Raw genomic sequence first — 18610 nt, forward strand, 5'->3', positions numbered from 1 at the left:
TGGCCGCGTGCGGGCTTCACGTGATCGGTCGGCCGCCTGCGCGGCCGACACCGCTTCGTCAACCTTGTCGCTACGCTCCTTCGGTTTCCCTCGCTCGATCACGAGGCGCCCGCCAGGAGCGATCGGGATGTTGATGCGTCGTACTGTGGATGCGCGGGTACGGGTCGCTACGTTCGGGTATGGGCTACAAAGTACAGGATGCAGGTCTGGGTCACGTTTGCAGGTTAAAGGGGCGGAGCCGGCATGTCAGCGGGCTGCCAGCTCTGGGGGTAATGGCGTGTCCCAGCCGCCGCCCAGGGCGCGTACCAGATTGACTGCTGATCGTGCCCGCTCGCCATCCAGTTGCACTGATACTCGCTGCTGGGCTAATACGGTGCGATCGGCTTCGATGACGTCGAGGTAGCTGATCGAGCCTTCGTTGTATTGCGTGTGCGAGATGCGGGCGGCGCGTTGGGAGGCTTGCAGGGCGGCGTCTTGGGCGGATATCTGGCCGGACATGATGCGCAGGTTGGCCAGGTTGTCTTCGACTTCGCGGAATGCGGTCAGTACGGTTTGGCGGTAGTTTGCTACGTCTTCTTCGTAGACGGCGCGTGCACGGTCCAGACCGGCTTGACGGCGGCCGCCGTCAAAGATGGGCAGCGAGAGTGCAGCGCCTACCAGCGGGCCCAGCAGGAAGGTACGCGTTGACCATTCGAACAAGTTGCCGAGCTCTGCAGACTCAAAGCCCGCGCCGCCGGTAATGTTCAGCCTCGGGAAGAACGCTGCCTGCGCAGCACCGATACGGGCGTTGGCCGCGGCCATGGCGCGTTCTGCGGCAGCGATGTCGGGGCGGCGTTCCAGCAGGGTCGAGGGCAGGCCGGCGGGGATGGTGACGGCGATGCGCGTGAGCGGTTGTTCGGGCAAGCTGAATTCCGATGGGGTTTTGCCTAACAAAACCGCCAAGGCATGCTCTGCCGTGGTGCGGCGGCGTTCGAACCCCAGCGTTTCTGCGCGAGCGGATTCCAGCTCTGATCGGGCACGGGCCAGATCCAGTTCACTGATGTCGCCGGCATCGTAGCGGCGCTGGATGAGTTGCAGAGTTTCTTCGCGCAAGGTGACGGTCTGGCGATACAGGCGCAGCCCTGCGTCCAGTTCACGCACTTGAAAATAGGCCTCTGCGACGTCGGCTTGCAGGGCGAGCAGTACGGAGCGGTAGAGGGCTTCGCTCTGCTGTGCGTCGGCCGTGGCTGCGTCTACGGTCGAGGCGACACGGCCGAACAGGTCGGCCTCATAGGCCACGGTGGCTTCAGCCCGCCAGAGCGTCGACGCGTCAGAGGACGCGCTGTCGGACAGGCCTTGCGAGGCAGGCGAGGGGCGTTGGCGTGTTGGACCGAAGCCTGCGTCTACGCGGGGAAAGAGCTCCGAGCGGGCGTCGCCCAGCAGCGCGCGCGCCTGTTTCAAGCGTGCCGCAGCAGCCTGCAGATTCTGGTTGGATTTCTGTGCTTCCTGTTCCAGGGCGTTGAGCGTGTCGTCGCCGAACAGCTTCCACCATTCTCCGCGCAGCGCCTGCTCGGCGGGCTGAGCGGTCTGCCAGGAACCGGCCTCGTGCGCGGGCAGGGACTGTTCTGTCGGGGCCTCTTTGTAGGCCGCGGGGGTGGCGACCTCAGGACGTTGGTATTCGGGCCCTACCGCACATCCGGCCAGTACCAACAGCATCGCCAGCAGCCCGGAAATTTTGGGCAGAAAGGTGCGCACTGCATGCGTCTTTGCTGCGGGCGCTGCGGCCAGCAGCGCGTGCATTTGGGAACGAGGAGCATCACTTTGTTGTGAAAGCGATGCTGCGACTCGCGGCCGTGTCATGAGGCTTTCTGCAGCGAAAGCCGGTGTCGATAAGTGTGTCATGAAGGTGTTCTCTTAATCGCGGATATCCATGAGTGCCGTCATGTTCAATGGCTCGAGTGATCGGTTGCAGGATGCGTCGTTACAGGAGCTTCGTGATGCGAGGCCGAATGCAGTTTGCGCGCGCTCATGGTCCGCAGCAGGACGTAAAACACGGGGGTCAGGAACAGGCCGAACAAGGTCACGCCCAGCATGCCGAAGAACACGGCTACCCCCATGGCTTGCCTCATCTCCGAGCCGGCACCAGAGGACAGCACCAGTGGCACAACACCCATGATGAAAGCAATGGAGGTCATCAGGATGGGACGCAAGCGCAGACGGCTGGCTTCGATCGCGGCTTGCAGCGGCGTGCTGCCTTGCATCTCCAGTTCGCGTGCAAACTCCACAATCAAGATGGCGTTCTTGGCGGACAGGCCGACCAGGACCATCAAGCCAATCTGCGTAAAGATGTTGTTGTCGCCGCCGGTCAACCAGACGCCTGTCAGAGCGGCCAGGATGCTCATGGGCACGATCAGAATGACGGCCAGAGGCAGCGTCAGGCTTTCGTACAGCGCGGCGAGCACGAGGAACACCAGCAATACACTGATCGGGAACACCCAGATGCCTGCGTTACCCGCCAGGATCTGCTGATAGGTCAAGTCGGTCCATTCAAACTTGATGCCGCGCGGCAAGGTCTCGGCTGCGATGCGTTCAGCTGCCTCTTGCGCCTGGTTGGACGAGTATCCCGGCGCGGGCCCGCCGTTGATGTCGGCGGCCGTATAGCCGTTGTATCGCACCACCATTTCCGGCCCAAAGGTCTGACGCACATCGACCAACGCGGACAGCGGCACCATCTGGCCGGTATCGCTGCGTGTCTTGAGTTGCAGGATATCGTCCGGATGAGAGCGGAAGGGCGCATCAGCTTGGGCGCGTACTTGGAAGACACGGCCAAAACGGTTGAAGTCGTTGACGTACATGGACCCCAGATAAATCTGCAGCGTATCGAACACGTCAGTCACCGGTACACCCAACTGCTTGGCTTTGACACGATCGAGATCGACATCCAACTGTGGCACGTTGATCTGATAGTTCGAGAAAGTGGGGCCCAGTTCGGGTGTTTGGCGCGCTTTTTCCAAGAATGCCTGGGTAGCCTTGTCCAGCTCCGCATAGCCCAATGACGCGCGGTCTTCGATCTGCAATTTAAAACCGCCCATCGTGCCTAGTCCCATGACCGGCGGAGGCGGGAACACTGCGATATAGGCGTCCTTGATGGCTCCGAACTTGGCGTTGAGTTTGCCTGTAATGGCGTCGCCCGACAGCTCGGCGCTGTGGCGTTCTTCGAACGGTTTGAGCATCACGAATACGATCCCGGCGCTCGAGCTGTTGGTGAAACCATTGATCGACAGACCCGGGAAAGCGATGGCGCTTGCCACGCCTGGCTCTGCTAACGCAATGTCGGTCATGCGGCGAATCACGTCTTCGGTGCGATCCAACGACGCGCCATTGGGCAACTGCGTAAAACCGATCAGGTACTGCTTGTCCTGTGCGGGCACGAATCCGCCCGGCACCAATTGGGAAATACCCACCGTCGCCGCAAGCAGCACTGCGTATACCGCCATCGAGCTGCCTTTGCGACGAATTACCCCCTTGACTCCGACGGCATAGGCGTCCGAGGAGCGCGAGAAAAATCGGTTGAAGGCGTTAAAGAACCGGCCGAACAGGCGATTCATGACGCGCGTCAGCCAATCGGGCTTGTCGTGATGACCCTTTAGCAAGATGGCCGACAAGGCGGGTGACAACGTCAACGAATTGAACGCCGAAATCACCGTCGAGATGGCGATGGTCATGGCGAACTGTTTATAGAACTGACCCGACAGTCCCGTCATGAAAGCTAGCGGTACAAACACCGCGCATAGCGTCAGGGCGATGGCGATGATAGGGCCGCTGACCTCGCGCATGGCGCGATAGGTGGCGTCTCGAGGCGTCAACCCGGCCGCGATGTTGCGCTCGACGTTTTCGACCACCACGATGGCGTCGTCGACCACGATCCCAATGGCGAGCACCATGCCGAACAACGACAAGGCGTTAATCGAATAGCCGAACATCAATAGCAGGGAGAAAGTCCCTACGATAGAAACGGGCACCGCCAGTAGCGGAATCAGTGACGCGCGCCACGTTTGTAGAAAGACGATGACCACCAGTACCACCAGCGCGATGGCCTCCAATAAGGTCATGATTACCGCTTTGATGCTGGCACGCACAAACTGTGTCGGGTCGTACTCGATGCGATATTCCACCGAGGGCGGGAAATCGGCAGACAACTCTTTCATGACTTCCCGGACCTGCGACGAGACATCCAGCGCGTTGGCGCCGGGCGATTGCATGATCCCCATCCCAATGGCGGATTGGTTATCCAGTAAGGAGCGCAATCCGTATTCCTGAGCCCCCAGTTCGATACGGGCGACATCAGAGAGTCGCGTGATCGCACCGTCCGGCGAGGATTTCAGGATGATGTTGCCGAATTCGGTTTCGTTCTGCAGACGACCTTGGGCATTGACCGAGAACTGCATCGGTACATCACCCATTGTGGGCGATTGGCCGATCACGCCGGCCGCGACCTGCACGTTCTGCTCGCGGATGGCGTTAACGACATCGGTGGCAGTCAGATCGCGCTGTGCCACTTTTTGTGGATCCAGCCACACGCGCATGGAGTAGCTGCCCGATCCCCAAATCTGGACTTCGCCCACACCACTGATCCGTGCCAGGCGATCTTTTACGTTCAGGACGGCATAGTTGCGCAGGTAGGTGCTGTCGTAGCGGTCGTCGGGCGAAATCAGGTGAACGACCAGCGTCAGTGTCGGCGAGCTCTTGGTGGTGGTGACCCCGAGGCGCTGCACATCGGGCGGCAGGCGTGGCAATGCCTGCGAGACACGGTTTTGCACGAGCTGCTGTGCTTTGTCTGGATCGACGCCCAGCCTGAAATACACGGTCACCGCCAGATTGCCATCACTGTTGGCCTGCGACTGCATATACAGCATGTCTTCGACGCCATTGATGGATTCCTCCAATGGCGATGCCACCGTTTTGGCGATCACATCAGGATTGGCGCCAGGATATTGGGCACGCACCACGACCGAGGGCGGAACGACTTCGGGGTATTCCGAGATGGGCAGTTGGAACATGGCCAACAGGCCTGCCAACAACACGATCACCGATAGAACACCTGCGAAGATGGGCCGGTCGATAAAGAATTTAGAGATATTCATCTTGCTCTTCCTGCAAGGGGCATGGCGGCTTCGGGCAACACGGGGCCTAGCCAGCACACAACATCGTGTGCTGGCGGCGAAAGCGGGCTAAAGCCTTTTTATTAGTTCAGGTGCGAATTTCCTGGTGCGGGCGCAGTGTTTTTCAGTTCAGGCTGGCAGTGGTCTTGGGCTTCGCAGGCGCGGCCGAGGCCGGTGTCGTCGCAGCAGCCGGCGTCGCAGCTATCTCGGAGGTCGAGGCAGGCACCGTTGCCGGCTTTGCGGCCGGCGCCGTTGTCGACCCGGTGGCAGCGATCGGCGGGCTGGACGACGGCGTATCCATCGACACGAGGTTCGGCGCGACGGTCTCGCCGGGACGCACGCGCTGCAGGCCATTGACCACGATGCGTTCACCCGGCTGCAAACCGCTGGTGACCACGCGCAGTTTGCCCTGGCTCGCACCTAACGAGACTTGCCGGTATGCGGTGCGGCCTTGGTCGTCTACCACGAGGACAAAGCGCTTGTCCTGATCAGTACCGATGGCACGTTCTTCGATCAGCACGGCTTGATGAGGTTCGGTGCCGCCCAGGCGGATGCGGGCGTACATGCCCGGCACGAGCTGGCCATCCGTGTTGTTGAACACGGCCCTGACGCGTATCGTGCCCGAGGTGGTGTTGATGCGGTTGTCCACCGATTGCACGACTCCTTCGCGGGAGTAGCCGTCCTCATTGGCCAGGCCCAACTGGACTGGCACCGAGGCGCCGGTGACACGGGCCGGGCTCACGTATTTCAGATAGGCTTGTTCATCGACGTCAAAGGACGCATACATCTGCGAGACCGACACCAGTGTCGTCAGCGGCACCGAGCTGGCGCCCGCGGCTACGACGTTGCCCTCGGTGATTTCTGCGCGGGAAACCCGGCCCGCCACGGGCGCGACGATCTCGGTATAGCCGAGGTTCAGTTTCGCGGCATCCAGGGCGGCTTCGGCAGCCTGGAGGTTGGCGCTCGCTTCGTTGGCATCGTTGCGTTTGGATTCGAAATCGCGCTTGGCGATGGCATTTTCCGCCAGCAGCCGTTTGCCGCGTGCGAATTCGGATGCCGTGAAGGCCACCCGAGCGCGGGCCGCAGCGAGCTGAGCGGCGGCGCGGTTGACTTCGGCGGCATAGGGGCGCGGGTCGATCGTAAAGAGCCGGTCGCCCTTATTCACCAGGCTGCCGTCTTTAAAATGCACGGCAGTCAGCGTGCCGGACACGAGCGGCCGGATGTCGACCCGGTCGATGGCTTCCAGCCGGCCGGAGTAGTCTTGCCAGTCGATGATGGTTTTACCCAGCGCCGGGGCCACGTCCACCGACGGAGCGGACGGTGCGTTCTGGGCTTGGGCGGCTCCCGTGCCGGACTTGTCGTTCCACAGGGAATAACCGCCCCCCGCGGCCAGCAAGGCCACGAAAACCGCCAATAAGGCAACGCGTGGACGCGAAACAGACATGGTGTTTCCTTAAACTTGTGATGCTTAATGGGGGAGATGGACGAGAGCGGCGGGAACAGGCATTCCGCTGGGCACAGACCCGGGAACAGAGGGGTCAGAGGCTATCGGCCAACTTAGATGAGGTGTATTCTGAATGTTTTCTGATTCAGGATAAATACAGCTGATTCGTCAACACTGTTTGTACAAAACGAACAATCAGAGCCAAAAGCGCGGTATGCTTTGCACACTGCTACTACTCAAACTACCTGGACCGAACCATGGATCGTTTTCAAGCCATGCAGGTATTCGCACGCGTTGTCGAGGTCAATAGCTTCACTCGTGCCGCCGACACCCTGGGATTGCCTCGCACGACGGTAACCACCACGATTCAGAATCTGGAGCGCCATCTGGGCGTTCGATTGCTGAATCGCACCACCCGCCGCATCAGCCTGACCCCGGACGGGGCGGCCTATTACGAACACAGCAAGCGTATCCTCGCCGACGTCGAGGAAACGGAGGCGTGCTTCCAGGAGGCCGCCGTGCGGCCGCAGGGCAGATTGCGCATTGATGTCCCTGCCAGCGTCGGTCAACTGATTCTGTTGCCGGCTTTGTGTGAGTTCCACACGCGTTATCCGGATATTGAGTTGGTCCTGGGGATGAGTGACCGCCGGGTCGATCTGGTCCAGGAGGCCGTCGACTGCGTCATCCGCGGCGGCGATTTAGAAGACTCTACGCTAGTGGCGCGCCGGATTGGCTCGTTTCAGTTCCTGACTTGCGCGGCCCCGTCGTATCTGGAACGCTACGGTGTGCCTCATAGTCTGGAGGAACTGGCGAACCACAAGGCGGTGAACTATTTTGCCAGCCGCTCAGGCCGGGACTACGCCTGGGATTTCGTGGTCGGCGGCGAGGTGCGTGAAATCAATATGCCCGGCGCCGTGTCGGTGAACGACTGGAACGCCCACATGACATTGGCCCGGCAAGGTGTCGGTCTGATTCAGACGGCGCGGTTCATTGCCTTGCCTCATATACAGTCCGGCGAGCTGCTCGAAGTCTTGCCTCAATGGAAACCCCGGTCCTTGCCGATTTCCTTGCTCTACCCTCAAAGCCGCCAGCTCTCGCCCAAAGTACGGGTGTTCTCGGACTGGGTGGCGGAGCTGTTTTCCCGCTGTCCGTTGCTGCGAGGCGGCGACGGGACCGAGAGCTGTCATGATGTCCAGTGCGCTGAGCTGCACGAGGCGGCGCTGCGCGCGCCCCGGCGTGGTGAACTGGTCGAGGCCGAGTATGTGATGTAACGCTGGCGGCCGCAATGGCCGCCGGTTTGTGGCGGGGCGGAGGCAGGCCGGGATCAGGGCCGGCCCGCCGGGCGGCAGGCGCCGGGGGGCGGGCATGCCATACCTGTGCGTACTGTATATTTGGGCGGTTGCCTTTACGCCTCATTGGCCCACTCTATGCAGCAGCCCGTTCTTCCCGCGTATTTGATTGCCCGCTGGCTACTTTTGCTGGTGCTGTTGGCCGGCGTCTATTTTCTGAGTGGATTTTTGGTGCCCGCCCTGGCGGCGCTGATCATCGGCTTGGCGACATGGCCATTGTTTCAGCGCATCGTAGCCGCATGCGGCGGGCGCACCATGCTGGCGGCCTCGCTGGCGCTGATAGGCGTGATCCTGGTGTTGATCGTGCCGCTGTCGCTGGCACTGTCCTATGCCGTGCAGGAGGCCAGCAATTTCATCGCCTGGGCACTGGCGGCTAATCGCCACGGAGTGTCGGTGCCCGTCTGGATTTCGTCCATGCCTATTTTCGGCGACCGGCTGTCCGAATATTGGCGCACCTACCTGGGCGAGCCTCATGCGTTGGGGACTCTCGTCGAAATGGTCAGCGGCGAGCATCTGGGCAACATCTATCGCATGGTGTTGTCCGCCACCGGCAACGCGTTCCAGTTGCTGCTGAATGTCGTGTTCATGTTGATCACCCTGTTCTTTGTTTACAAAGACGGCGATCGCATGATCGGTCAGTTGGATATCCTGGGAGAGCGCATCCTGCCCTCGCGTTGGCTGCGGTTTTCTCGCGTGGTGCCGGCAACAGTGGGCTCGACCGTCACGGGTATGAGCCTGATTGCCGTGGGCGAAGGCGTTGTGCTGGGTTTGGCGTATTGGATTGCCGGTGTGCCGTCGCCTGTGTTGTTGGGGGTAGTAACGGGTTTTATGGCCTTGATTCCTGGCGGTGCGCCGTTGTCATTTACGCTGGTGTCCTTGTATCTGGTGGGATCGGGGCATCTGGTGGCGGGCATTGCCTTGTTTGTCTGGGGCACGGTCGAGCTTTTCATCGTCGACAAGACCCTGCGCCCGCGGCTCGTGGGCGGGCCGGTCAAATTGCCGTTTCTGCCGACGTTCTTTGGGCTGATCGGCGGCGTTAAAACCATGGGCATTGTCGGTCTCTTTGTGGGGCCGGTGTTGATGGCGCTGCTGGTCGCTGTATGGCGGGAATGGGTACGAAACGTGCAGCGTGAGCGCGATGCTGGCCAGTTGAATAATGACCACATTGACCCCGCGCTGCAGCGCGACGAGCGCGCGTAAAGCGATATGATGGCATTTATATCGACGCATTCGCGTTGATATCACTGGGCGCCCCCAAGACCGGGCTGCGCCCGGCCAGCCTCTGATGAGAGGCAAGAAACGTGGGACAGCCCGGTGTTTCTGTAGAGGAAAAAATGTCTGCATCATCCGTGGCGGAGCAAGTCGCCACTTTGCGCAATCAAGGTTTTGTCGTGGCTCGCCAGCTAGCGTCACCGGATACGGTGAAAGCCATACGAGCCGAGGCGCAGCGTCAATTGGCCGAGGCGATCGAGCCTCTGGAATACGAGGCTGATGTGCAGTATCCCGGTGCGCCTGCCTCGCGCCAGGCACAGGGCGGCGCCACGGCGCGCCGGCTGCTCAATGCGTATGGCCGCGGTCCTCTGTTTCAAGCCTGGGCTACTTCGCCTGTGGTGGCGAAGTGGCTGCATACCTATTTTGCCGATACGCCTGTGCTGTCCAAAGTGCATCACAATTGCGTGATGACCAAGCACCCTGCCTATGGCAGCTTGACGGGCTGGCATCAGGACATTCGCTATTGGTCGTTCTCTGACGATGACTTGGTGTCGACGTGGCTGGCCTTGGGACAAGAGACGGCCGACAATGGCGGACTGTTCTTTCTGCCTGGGTCGCATGCAGCCTCATTTTCAGCATCGCAGTTCGACGAACAGAAGTTCTTTCGCGCGGATCTGCCGGAAAATCAGAATTGGATCGAGCGTGCTGTCTGTCCGGAACTGCAGCCCGGCGATGTTGTATTTTTTCATTGCCGTACCTTGCACGCTGCACGGCAGAACAGCAGTGATCAGGTGAAGCTGTCCTTGGTTCACACCTATTATCCGCAGACCACAACGCCGTTGCCGGGAACGCGCTCGGCGTCGGTGCCAGGAGTACCGCTGGCGACGTGAGTGCCGGCGCGATCTGCGGCAAGTAGTCGCCAACCTCCATGGCCGTCCAACCGCAGTACCTGGGTGTGAAACGCATCCAGCGTACTGCGATGTCCGACGCTCACGAGCATGCTGCCAGGCAGCTCGGTGCGCAGCAGCGTATAGAGCGCATGTTCCAGCCCCTCATCGGTGGCAGAGGTCGCCTCGTCCAGAAAGACGATGGCGGGCCGATTGAACAAAACGCGTGCAAACGCCAATCGCTGTTGCTCGCCGAGCGAGAGCACGCGCGACCAATCGTTGGTCAGGTCCAGCGCCGTGACCAGATGTGCGAGTTGGGTGTGTTGCAATGCGGTGATGAGGCGTGCATCGTCGGCTGCAGCGGCGGTGGCGGGATAGGCCAATGCCGTACGCAAGTCGCCTAGCGGCAGATAGGGGCGTTGCGAAAGGAACAGCGCGTCGGCTTGTGTAGGGCGCTGTACCTGGCCCTCAGCATGGGGCCACAGGCCGGCGAGCGCGCGTAATAGCGTGGTCTTGCCGCTGCCGGATGGACCTTTGATCAACAAGGTCTCGCCCGGTGATAGCTGCAGATGCAAGTCGCGCAGCAACGGGTGATCGCGATCATCCGGGCGATAGACGCTCATGTTCTCGATGCGCAACGCATCGGCCAGTGATTGCGTTTGCACATGCGGCAGTGAGCGGGCTTGTTGATTGGCTTCTTGGAATCCATCCAACCGGCTGAGCGTGGCACGGTACTGCGCAAACGTGTCGTACGAGGTGCGAAAGAACGATAGCGAATCCTGAACTTGGCCGAAGGCTTGCGAGGTTTGCATGACATCGCCGAGTTTGATGGCGCCACTGAAAAATCTGGGCGCTTGCAAGATAAACGGGAACACCACCGCGATCTGGCTGACGGCGAGGTTCAGGCCGCTGAACTTCAAGGTACGGCGAATCAACGCCCATTGGTTGCTGATGTAGGCGGCAAAGCGCGCACCCAGGGTCTGCTGTTCGACGGCGGCGCCTTGGTAAAACGCGATGTTCTCCGCGTTTTCGCGCAGCCGCACGAGGGCATAGCGAAAGTTTGCGGTGAGGCGTTCTGCCAGAAAATTCAAACGGATCAGAGGATGCCCGATCTTGAATGCCAGCAGTGTGGCCACGATGACGTACAGATAGACCAGCATGACCATGGCGCGGGGAATCTCGATGCTGCCTAACGACAGGGGGCCGGATAGATTCCAGAGAATCTGCGTGAATGCCACCAGCGACACGATGGCGCTGATCGCACCGAACGCGAGACTGCGCGATCCGCTGATGAATGCCGCGATGTCCAATTCAATGCGTTGGTCGGGGTTGTCGACAGGCTGATCGAGGAACTGGCCGCGATAATAGGCGCTGCCCGCCAGCCAATCTTGTGTCAGGCGTTCATTGAGCCAGACGCGCCAGTGAATCTCAAAGGCTTGACCGACATAGTAGTCAATCAACGCCCGTGCGACGTGTACGGTGGCCAGCACGCCGAATATGCCCAGCATGAGCCAGAATGCTTTGGCGTTGAGCGCCTGGAGGGCGTTGTAAAACCCTTGGTACCAATACGAAAACAACACGGTCATGCGTACGGCGGCTAAGGCCAGGAACAGCTGTAGTGCCAGACTGAGCAGTGGTTTATAACTGCGCCTCGGATCGAGATATGGCCACGTGAGACGCCAGAATTGCCGGCCCCAGGTCGTGGTGCGCGCCAAGATGAAAATCGAGATAGCCGAGACACTGCCTGCGATGAGAAAGCTGTATGTCAGCCAGAGCAGACTGCTGCCCAGTTGCTGATGCCAATCCAGATCCATGAAACGCCTGCCTTGCCGTGAGTTCTTTTTAGTCGCAGGACTGCCGCAAAAACAACGCGTTTGGCAGCAAGCCAAAGGCGCAGCATCGGTTTCTTTTCGCGATGAGTCCTATTGCGAGCGTGCGGCGTCGGGCTAGCCCCATGCCGCTACTCATGGAAAATTAGAGCGGATATCGTTGAATAGTTCCCTGAACGCCAGTTGAATGGCGATGCAGCGTCACGGGCAATGTGCAGTTTGCGCGGCGAGCCAGAACGCTTCGGCCGCAGGGGTGAGTGTGCTGTTGGGGCGGAACAGGCAGATATCGGCAATGACTTGCCAGTCAGCGTCACCCGCCTCGACCAGGCGGCCCTCTTGCAGATCGGTTGCGATCAGACTTTGTGGCAGCCATGTCACCCCTCGGCCATCGAGCGCCATGTTTTTCAGCACAGCGGCCAGATGAGCCGTGAAAACGGGTTCTACGCGAGCGCGTTGCAGAGCGGGTCCCAGCAGGGCGCGGATCAAGCGGCCGAGCCCGGATTCGGTGTTGTAGGTCAACATGGGAATGGCCTTGCGCGCGTGGGTGGACAAGGCATGACGCGGACGGCCGGCACGATCGGGAGCACACACCGGGATCAAGGTATCGGTGCCGATTTTCAATAATCGATAGCCAGGGGTATCCAGGCGGCTGGGCGCCTGCGCGTGCGTGTGGCATATCAGAAACTGCACCCGGCCTTGCTGCATCCAGGCTTCGCATTGCTGCAGCATGTCGGACACCAATTGAATGGGCCCGATGGATGTGCGCGACTCGAGGCCCCGCAGCCATTGCGGCAGGAACGTCAGCGAAAGCGCATGCGTGGCGGCAAAGCGCAAGGTGGCCGAGCCCGCCGAGGCCACAGCGCGCGCCTCATCGGGCACGCGCGCGACACGCCCCAGGATTTCCTGTGCGGTAGTGCGGAACCAGGCCCCTGTCTCGGTCAGCGTGGCGGGATGCGTGCTGCGGTCAAACAGCTCTACGCCCAGCCATTGCTCCAGCGCACGGATCCGGCGGCTGAATGCTGGCTGTGTCATGTGGCGGTCTTCGGCTGCGCGCGAAAAATTGCCACTGGCAGCCAATGCGAGAAAGTCTTCCAGCCAGGACAAATTCATGGGGTTGCTCCGAGGATGCCGCGGGCTATTAAAAGCTATGCCGGCAAAGCATGAAAACAGAAAAAAACAGCATTGGGCAAGGCTGCCGCACGACCTCGATAATACGCTGCATCGATCGCCGGGACATCGGCGCGAACCAGAACTCATCAGTGACCGGAGACCAGCTCATGAAGATCGTCGACATCCGTGAATCGACTCGTCCGATTAAATCCAATATCCGTAACGCCTACATCGATTTTTCGAAGATGACGCTCAGCCTGGTTGCAGTGGTGACCGACGTCATCCGCGATGGTAAGCCGGTGATCGGTTACGGGTTCAATTCCAACGGGCGCTATGGCCAGGGCGGCCTGATCCGCGAGCGTTTCGCGCCGCGTGTATTACAGGCCGATCCTGCCAGCCTGCTCGACGATGAGCGCGACAACCTGGACGCCCATAAAATCTGGGCCACGATGATGACCAACGAGAAACCTGGCGGTCATGGTGAGCGATCGGTGGCGGTGGGCACCATCGATATGGCGGTCTGGGATGCCGTCGCCAAAATCGAAGGCAAGCCCCTCTATCAACTGCTGGCCGAGCGCTATGGCAATGGCACGCCGAACCGCGACGTTTTCGTCTATGCCGCCGGTGGCTATTATTGGCCAGGGCAGGGTCTGGATGGATTGCGTCGCGAAATGCAAAGCTATCTGGATCGTGGTTATTCCGTGGTGAAAAAGAAAATCGGCGGGGCCTCTTTGGCCGAGGATTGCGAGCGGATCGAGACGGTATTGAAACTGCTCGGACCAGGGCAGCGTCTGGCTGTCGATGCCAATGGCCGCTTCGATTTAAAGACAGCGGTGGAATATGCCAAGGCGCTGTCTCAATACGACCTGTTCTGGTACGAGGAAGCTGGTGATCCGCTGGACTATGCCTTGCAGGCGGAACTGGCGAATCATTACGCAGGGCCGATGGCGACAGGTGAGAACCTGTTCTCCATGCAGGACGCGCGCAACCTCATCCGCTACGGGGGCATGCGTCCAGATCGCGATTGGCTGCAATTCGATTGTGCGTTGAGCTACGGGCTGGTGGAGTATCTGCGTACCTTGGATATGTTGAAAGAAAACGGCTGGTCGGCTTCGCGTTGCATTCCCCATGGTGGCCATCAAATGTCGCTCGCTATTGCGGCAGGGCTGGGATTGGGGGGCAATGAATCGTATCCGGATCTGTTCCAGCCCTATGGGGGGTTTCCGGATGGGGTGCAGGTCAAGGACAGTATCGTGACCTTGCCGGAATTGCCGGGGATTGGGTTTGAGGGGAAGGCGGATTTGTATGCGGAGATGAAGGCGTTGGCGGAGTAAAGGTGTGTTGCGTGAAGGAGGGAGTTCTATTGGTCGTCGAGCCGAGGCAATCGGCCCGGCCGGGCTTCACAAAGTCGGTCCGGCGCGCGGGCGCCGGACACCGTGTTCGCTCGCTTCGTCCGGCCCCTTCGGGCCTCCCTTCAGCGTCCGCTCCACTCGACTTTGAGGCGCCCGGCCGGGCCGATTGCCTCGGCTCGACTAGCAGCAATTAGAATTCTCTGCACCGCTGGCACGACTTTCTTGCTTGGCGTTTTTTCGCAGCCGCATTGGTAGAGAGAAAGATCTTGCGGTGCTGCTTTCGGCGGCCGCCCTGCGCGGCCACCTCAAGCGATCGGTCCGGGCATGCGACGGGGTGGCGTGGTGCCTAGTTGGAATATCTGCTTGGCCGCGAGTGAGGCTTGCGGCGATGATGCGTAGGGCACTTTTCCCGGCGGCATATCCGTAGCATGCCCGTGTTCTGGATCAGAGTTCATCCGCGGACGTGATTTGGGCTAACCATGATGGCATTACAACGAGTGCCATGCGTGGCATTACGTCAATGTGACTCGAGAGATCTTTTGTCGAGTAACGGTGCCACAGCCTCTGCATGCAGATCCCGAACGCGGTGAGCGGGTGTGCAGGGCACCCGCTCATCGCAGCCCTGCAAGATCTTTCTCTTCACCCAGACTGATGCAGAAGAATGCCAAGCAAGAAACCCGTGCCAGCGATGTGATGAGCTTGAGTTACTGCGAGTCGATGCGGGGCAGTGGCTGCGTGGGGGCGCCTCGTTGGCGAGCGGAGCGGACACCGTAGGTAGGCCCGAACGGGCCGGACGAGGTGAGCGAACGCGGTGTCCGGCGCCCGCGCGCCGGACCGTCAACGTGAAGCCCCCACGCAGCCACTGCCCCGCATCGACGCCAATAGCACCAAAACCGCCCCACCCCCTACAACATCACCCTCAAATGCTCATCCAAATGCCCCGTAGGCACCACCCTCCACCCACTCTGCGCATACCGCAACCACCGCCCCAATACGAGATGCGTCAGCAAACTAGCCCGAGCACTGACATCCGTATCAACCGGCAGATCCCCGTTAGTCACCGCAACCCGCAGCGACTGCTTCAACGAAGCTTCAATCCGATCATTGATGTGATTGATCCGCTCCTGCAGCCGATTATCCTCAGTCACCAGCGCATCCCCCGTCAGCACGCGCGTCATGCCTTTATTGCGTTCTGAAAACGCCAGCAGCATCGACACCGTTTTGCGCGCCTGCCCCACACCATGCGGCTCGGCTGCGACGATCTGATTGACCAGCGTGAACAGGCTGACCTCGATGAATTCGATCAGCCCCTCAAACATCTGCGCCTTGCTCGCAAAATGTCGATACAACGCTGCTTCGGATACCTGCATGCGCGCCGCCAGCGCAGCCGTGGTGATACGTGCCGCGTGTGGTTGCTCTAGCATTTCTGCCAGGGTTTGCAGGATCTGGGTCTTGCGCTCGCCGGGTTTGCTGGCCATGGCTGACTACAGTTGGTCTGAATCAAGGAAAAGAATGAATGCCCGCTATACCACGCGCAGCGGACGGCGACGGAGCAGTAAATCACTGACCGAGTTTACCCGCAAGTCGACATAGCTCGGACGTTGGTTGTTGCGGCGTGCGAAAGGCGTGCCCGTGTGATAGACATGGACCGTTCGCAAGCCCACCTGGCGAGCGCCGCGCAGATTGGGCAATGTGTCCTCGACCAGGACCGCTCGCGACGCAGGCACGCCTTCGTGCGCCAGGACGTACCGTAGCAAGGCAGCAGAAGGCTTGGGACGAAACTCGCCATGCAAGCGCATATGCTCAATGGCCCACATGCTGTCGAAATGCCGCAAGATGCCCAGGTGCCTCAGCACGTCGCGCGCGTAGTGAAACGGCGCGTTGGTGAGCAGGACCTTGCGCCCGGGCAACTGACGCAGCTTGCCCGCCAGGCCCGTCTCTGCACGGATCAACGGACGCACGTCAAAGTCGTGACTCAGACGCAGAAAGGCATGAGGATCGACGCCATGATGGCGCACCATGCCAATGACGGTCGCCCCATAGCGCCGCCAATACTTCGAGCGCAATTGATTGGCCGTGTCGATATCGACATTGAGCGATTCGGCGACAGCACGGGTCATGCCATGATCGATACGCGGAAAAATCGCGTGTGAGCAATCGTGCAGCGTGTTGTCCAGATCGAACAGCCACAGGCGTTCGGACACGCCCGTGGCAATGCGGCGCGAGCGGCGCTGGCGCGCCGCGGGCCGCAACAGATAGCGTTGGGCTCGCATCAATGCGAGCTGATCATGGTGCCAACGCCTTCGCTGGTCAGGATTTCCAACAACAGGCAGTGAGGTACGCGGCCATCGACGATGTGGACCGAATTCACGCCGTTTTTCGCAGCATCCAATGATGACGAAATCTTGGGCAGCATGCCGCCAGAGATGGTGCCATCGGCGAACAACTCATCGATGGTCTGGGCCGACAAGGTACGCAGCAGTTTGCCGGCCTTGTCCAGCACGCCCGGGGTATTGGTCATCATCAGCAGTTTTTCTGCGCCCAGGACCTCGGCCATTTTGCCAGCCACCACATCCGCATTGATGTTGTAGGCCGTACCGTCCTCGCCATAACCAATGGGCGAAATCACCGGAATGAACTGATCGTCCTGCAGGGCCTTGACCACCGCGGGCTCGACCTGCGTGATGTCGCCGACAAACCCGATGTCCAGCGGCTCGGCGGGGTTGTCCTTGTTGGCCATCAGTTTCTTTTTGGCCTGGATCAACATGCCGTCTTTGCCGGTCAGGCCGACGGCCTTGCCGCCTGCTTCGTTGATCATCATGACGATGTCTTGCTGGACCTGGCCGCCCAGCACCCATTCGACGACTTCCATCGTCTCGGCATCTGTGACGCGCATGCCTTGGATGAACGTGCCTTGTTTACCGACACGGCGCAGGGCATCGTCGATCTGCGGGCCGCCGCCGTGCACGACGACAGGGTTCAGGCCGACGAGCTTGAGCAGCACCACATCGTGGGCGAAGCTGCGTTGCAGGCGCTCTTCGGTCATGGCGTTGCCGCCGTACTTCACCACGATGGTCTTGCCATGGAATCGTCGGATATACGGCAGCGCTTCGGAAAGAACGGCCGCCTTTAGAGCGGGCGACGAAACGACGGCAGGATCGGGGGTGTCGGTCATGGCAAAAAAACTCAGTCAGAAGGTCAGGAAAAATGAAAATGCCTGCGCCGGCGCGTAGAAATCGGCGCTGCCAGGGCAAGCATACGGCAGATTGTAGACCGCGCGTATGCCATATATCCAAAACCTATGTTGTTATGCCCGACAAATAACTGCTATTCAGGTAAATTGAGGGCGTTTTTGCAACGGCCACGGCTCACGAGGCCTGTGATTGTTTACTTTACGAGGTTATTTATGCGCTTCCCCTTTGTCCGGACGGCCCTGGTGGCCTCTGCATTTTTCCTGGCCGGCGCCGCTCATGCCGAAAAGCTGGTGGTGGGCGCGACACAGGTGCCGCACGCCGAGATTCTGGAGGTCGTCAAACCCGAGCTGGCCAAAGAAGGCGTGGAATTGGACATCAAGGTGTTCAGCGACTATGTGCAGCCCAATCTGCAGTTGGCCGATAAAGAACTGGATGCCAATTTTTTCCAGCATCAGCCTTATCTGGATACCTTTAACAAGGATCGCGGTGCGAAACTCGTGGCGGTCGGCCTGGTGCACGTCGAGCCCTTCGGCGGTTACTCGCGCAAGCTGAAATCGCTGGCCGATTTGCCCTCGGGCGCGACGGTTGCGATCCCGAATGACCCGTCCAACAGCGGCCGCGCTTTGTTATTGCTGCAAAAACAGGGCGTGATCAAGCTGAAAGATCCGACCAATATCACGGCGACTCCGCTGGATATTGCCGAAAATCCCAAAAAATTGCAGTTCCGCGAACTCGAGGCGGCCATCTTGCCGCGTGCACTGGATGACGTGGCGCTGGCGCTGATCAATACCAATTACGCGCTGGAAGCCGGCCTGGTACCGACCAAGGATGCCCTGTTCATCGAGGGGGCGGATTCGCCCTACGCGAATATCGTGGTCACGCGCGAAGACAACAAGGACGCTCCGGCCATCAAGAAACTGGTCAACGCGCTGCACACTCCCGCAGTGAAGAAATTCATCGAGGAAAAGTACAAGGGCGCGGTGGTGCCGGCGTTTTAAGCCGTACCAGATATCCAGGCTTGCCCATGAGGGCGGGCTGAGGATGGCGCAGCGGTAAAAAGCCGAACCGGGATTCCGGTTCGGCTTTTTTTAT

General features: G+C 60.1%; 13 protein-coding genes. 5 read left to right on the forward strand and 8 right to left on the reverse strand.

The window, feature by feature from the left end:
* Nucleotides 1-246: 246 nt before the first annotated feature.
* The 3 genes from CAL20_RS03145 to CAL20_RS03155 all read right to left on the reverse strand — a co-directional run bounded on the left by CAL20_RS03145 (nucleotide 247) and on the right by CAL20_RS03155 (nucleotide 6585).
* Nucleotides 247-1695, reverse strand: a complete 1449-nt coding sequence (locus tag CAL20_RS03145; protein ID WP_094823863.1) for an efflux transporter outer membrane subunit — start codon at nucleotides 1693-1695, stop codon at nucleotides 247-249.
* 230 nt (nucleotides 1696-1925) lie between these two features.
* A complete protein-coding gene (locus tag CAL20_RS03150; protein WP_094823776.1) occupies nucleotides 1926-5123 on the reverse strand; it encodes an efflux RND transporter permease subunit in 3198 nt (1065 codons plus the stop codon).
* Nucleotides 5124-5265: 142 nt separating this feature from the next.
* Nucleotides 5266-6585 (reverse strand): efflux RND transporter periplasmic adaptor subunit, encoded by a 1320-nt coding sequence (locus tag CAL20_RS03155; RefSeq protein ID WP_094837172.1) that lies wholly within the window; start codon nucleotides 6583-6585, stop codon nucleotides 5266-5268.
* 257 nt (nucleotides 6586-6842) lie between these two features.
* Between CAL20_RS03155 and CAL20_RS03160 the strand changes: the two genes are divergently transcribed.
* The 3 genes from CAL20_RS03160 (at nucleotide 6843) to CAL20_RS03170 (ending at nucleotide 10036) form a co-directional block, all read left to right on the forward strand.
* Complete coding sequence (locus CAL20_RS03160; RefSeq protein WP_094823774.1) at nucleotides 6843-7856, forward strand: LysR family transcriptional regulator; 1014 nt, start codon at nucleotides 6843-6845, stop codon at nucleotides 7854-7856.
* Nucleotides 7857-8012: 156 nt separating this feature from the next.
* The gene (locus tag CAL20_RS03165) at nucleotides 8013-9134 is read left to right on the forward strand and encodes an AI-2E family transporter (protein WP_094823773.1); all 1122 of its coding nucleotides are present in this window, start codon (nucleotides 8013-8015) and stop codon (nucleotides 9132-9134) included.
* A gap of 134 nt (nucleotides 9135-9268) precedes the next feature.
* Complete coding sequence (locus CAL20_RS03170) at nucleotides 9269-10036, forward strand: phytanoyl-CoA dioxygenase family protein (protein WP_094837173.1); 768 nt, start codon at nucleotides 9269-9271, stop codon at nucleotides 10034-10036.
* On the opposite strand, the gene CAL20_RS03175 is transcribed toward CAL20_RS03170, so the two are convergent.
* Complete coding sequence (locus tag CAL20_RS03175; protein ID WP_094837174.1) at nucleotides 9964-11847, reverse strand: ABC transporter ATP-binding protein/permease; 1884 nt, start codon at nucleotides 11845-11847, stop codon at nucleotides 9964-9966. The two genes, CAL20_RS03170 and CAL20_RS03175, sit on opposite strands and share 73 nt — an antisense overlap.
* Before the next feature lie 216 nt (nucleotides 11848-12063).
* Nucleotides 12064-12972, reverse strand: coding sequence for a LysR substrate-binding domain-containing protein (locus CAL20_RS03180; RefSeq protein ID WP_094837175.1), 909 nt, complete (start codon nucleotides 12970-12972; stop codon nucleotides 12064-12066).
* 167 nt (nucleotides 12973-13139) lie between these two features.
* On the opposite strand from CAL20_RS03180, the gene CAL20_RS03185 reads away from it, so the two are divergent.
* On the forward strand, nucleotides 13140-14306 hold the full coding sequence (locus CAL20_RS03185; RefSeq protein WP_094823862.1) for a mandelate racemase/muconate lactonizing enzyme family protein: 1167 nt from the start codon (nucleotides 13140-13142) through the stop codon (nucleotides 14304-14306).
* Nucleotides 14307-15229: 923 nt separating this feature from the next.
* Here the strand turns inward: CAL20_RS03185 and slmA are convergent.
* Genes slmA through argB form a run of 3 tightly spaced genes read right to left on the reverse strand, consistent with a single transcriptional unit; the run spans nucleotide 15230 to nucleotide 17499 of the window.
* Nucleotides 15230-15802, reverse strand: a complete 573-nt coding sequence (slmA, locus tag CAL20_RS03190) for a nucleoid occlusion factor SlmA (protein WP_094819645.1) — start codon at nucleotides 15800-15802, stop codon at nucleotides 15230-15232.
* Nucleotides 15803-15847: 45 nt separating this feature from the next.
* Nucleotides 15848-16597, reverse strand: a complete 750-nt coding sequence (locus tag CAL20_RS03195; RefSeq protein ID WP_094837176.1) for a pyrimidine 5'-nucleotidase — start codon at nucleotides 16595-16597, stop codon at nucleotides 15848-15850.
* Nucleotides 16597-17499: an acetylglutamate kinase gene (argB, locus tag CAL20_RS03200; RefSeq protein WP_094819647.1), complete on the reverse strand. Its 903-nt coding sequence runs from the start codon at nucleotides 17497-17499 to the stop codon at nucleotides 16597-16599. The genes CAL20_RS03195 and argB overlap by 1 nt, the downstream gene beginning before the upstream one ends.
* A 231-nt stretch (nucleotides 17500-17730) precedes the next feature.
* On the opposite strand from argB, the gene CAL20_RS03205 reads away from it, so the two are divergent.
* Entirely contained in the window at nucleotides 17731-18516 is a 786-nt protein-coding gene (locus tag CAL20_RS03205; protein WP_094819648.1) for a MetQ/NlpA family ABC transporter substrate-binding protein, read from the forward strand.
* Nucleotides 18517-18610: the final 94 nt, after the last annotated feature.

It is taken from the genome of Bordetella genomosp. 4 (assembly GCF_002261185.1).
Classification (GTDB): Bacteria; Pseudomonadota; Gammaproteobacteria; order Burkholderiales; family Burkholderiaceae_B; genus Bordetella_A.

What these genes read in the sequence shown, in the direction of transcription:
- CAL20_RS03180 (WP_094837175.1), bottom strand. Translation starts at nt 12,972, where the DNA reads ATGAATTTGTCCTGGCTGGAAGACTTTCTCGCATTGGCTGCCAGTGGC.
- argB (WP_094819647.1), bottom strand. Translation starts at nt 17,499, where the DNA reads ATGACCGACACCCCCGATCCTGCCGTCGTTTCGTCGCCCGCTCTAAAG.
- slmA (WP_094819645.1), bottom strand. Translation starts at nt 15,802, where the DNA reads ATGGCCAGCAAACCCGGCGAGCGCAAGACCCAGATCCTGCAAACCCTG.
- CAL20_RS03195 (WP_094837176.1), bottom strand. Translation starts at nt 16,597, where the DNA reads ATGCGAGCCCAACGCTATCTGTTGCGGCCCGCGGCGCGCCAGCGCCGC.
- CAL20_RS03155 (WP_094837172.1), bottom strand. Translation starts at nt 6,585, where the DNA reads ATGTCTGTTTCGCGTCCACGCGTTGCCTTATTGGCGGTTTTCGTGGCC.
- CAL20_RS03170 (WP_094837173.1), top strand. Translation starts at nt 9,269, where the DNA reads ATGTCTGCATCATCCGTGGCGGAGCAAGTCGCCACTTTGCGCAATCAA.
- CAL20_RS03175 (WP_094837174.1), bottom strand. Translation starts at nt 11,847, where the DNA reads ATGGATCTGGATTGGCATCAGCAACTGGGCAGCAGTCTGCTCTGGCTG.
- CAL20_RS03165 (WP_094823773.1), top strand. Translation starts at nt 8,013, where the DNA reads ATGCAGCAGCCCGTTCTTCCCGCGTATTTGATTGCCCGCTGGCTACTT.
- CAL20_RS03150 (WP_094823776.1), bottom strand. Translation starts at nt 5,123, where the DNA reads ATGAATATCTCTAAATTCTTTATCGACCGGCCCATCTTCGCAGGTGTT.
- CAL20_RS03145 (WP_094823863.1), bottom strand. Translation starts at nt 1,695, where the DNA reads ATGCTGTTGGTACTGGCCGGATGTGCGGTAGGGCCCGAATACCAACGT.
- CAL20_RS03185 (WP_094823862.1), top strand. Translation starts at nt 13,140, where the DNA reads ATGAAGATCGTCGACATCCGTGAATCGACTCGTCCGATTAAATCCAAT.
- CAL20_RS03160 (WP_094823774.1), top strand. Translation starts at nt 6,843, where the DNA reads ATGGATCGTTTTCAAGCCATGCAGGTATTCGCACGCGTTGTCGAGGTC.
- CAL20_RS03205 (WP_094819648.1), top strand. Translation starts at nt 17,731, where the DNA reads ATGCGCTTCCCCTTTGTCCGGACGGCCCTGGTGGCCTCTGCATTTTTC.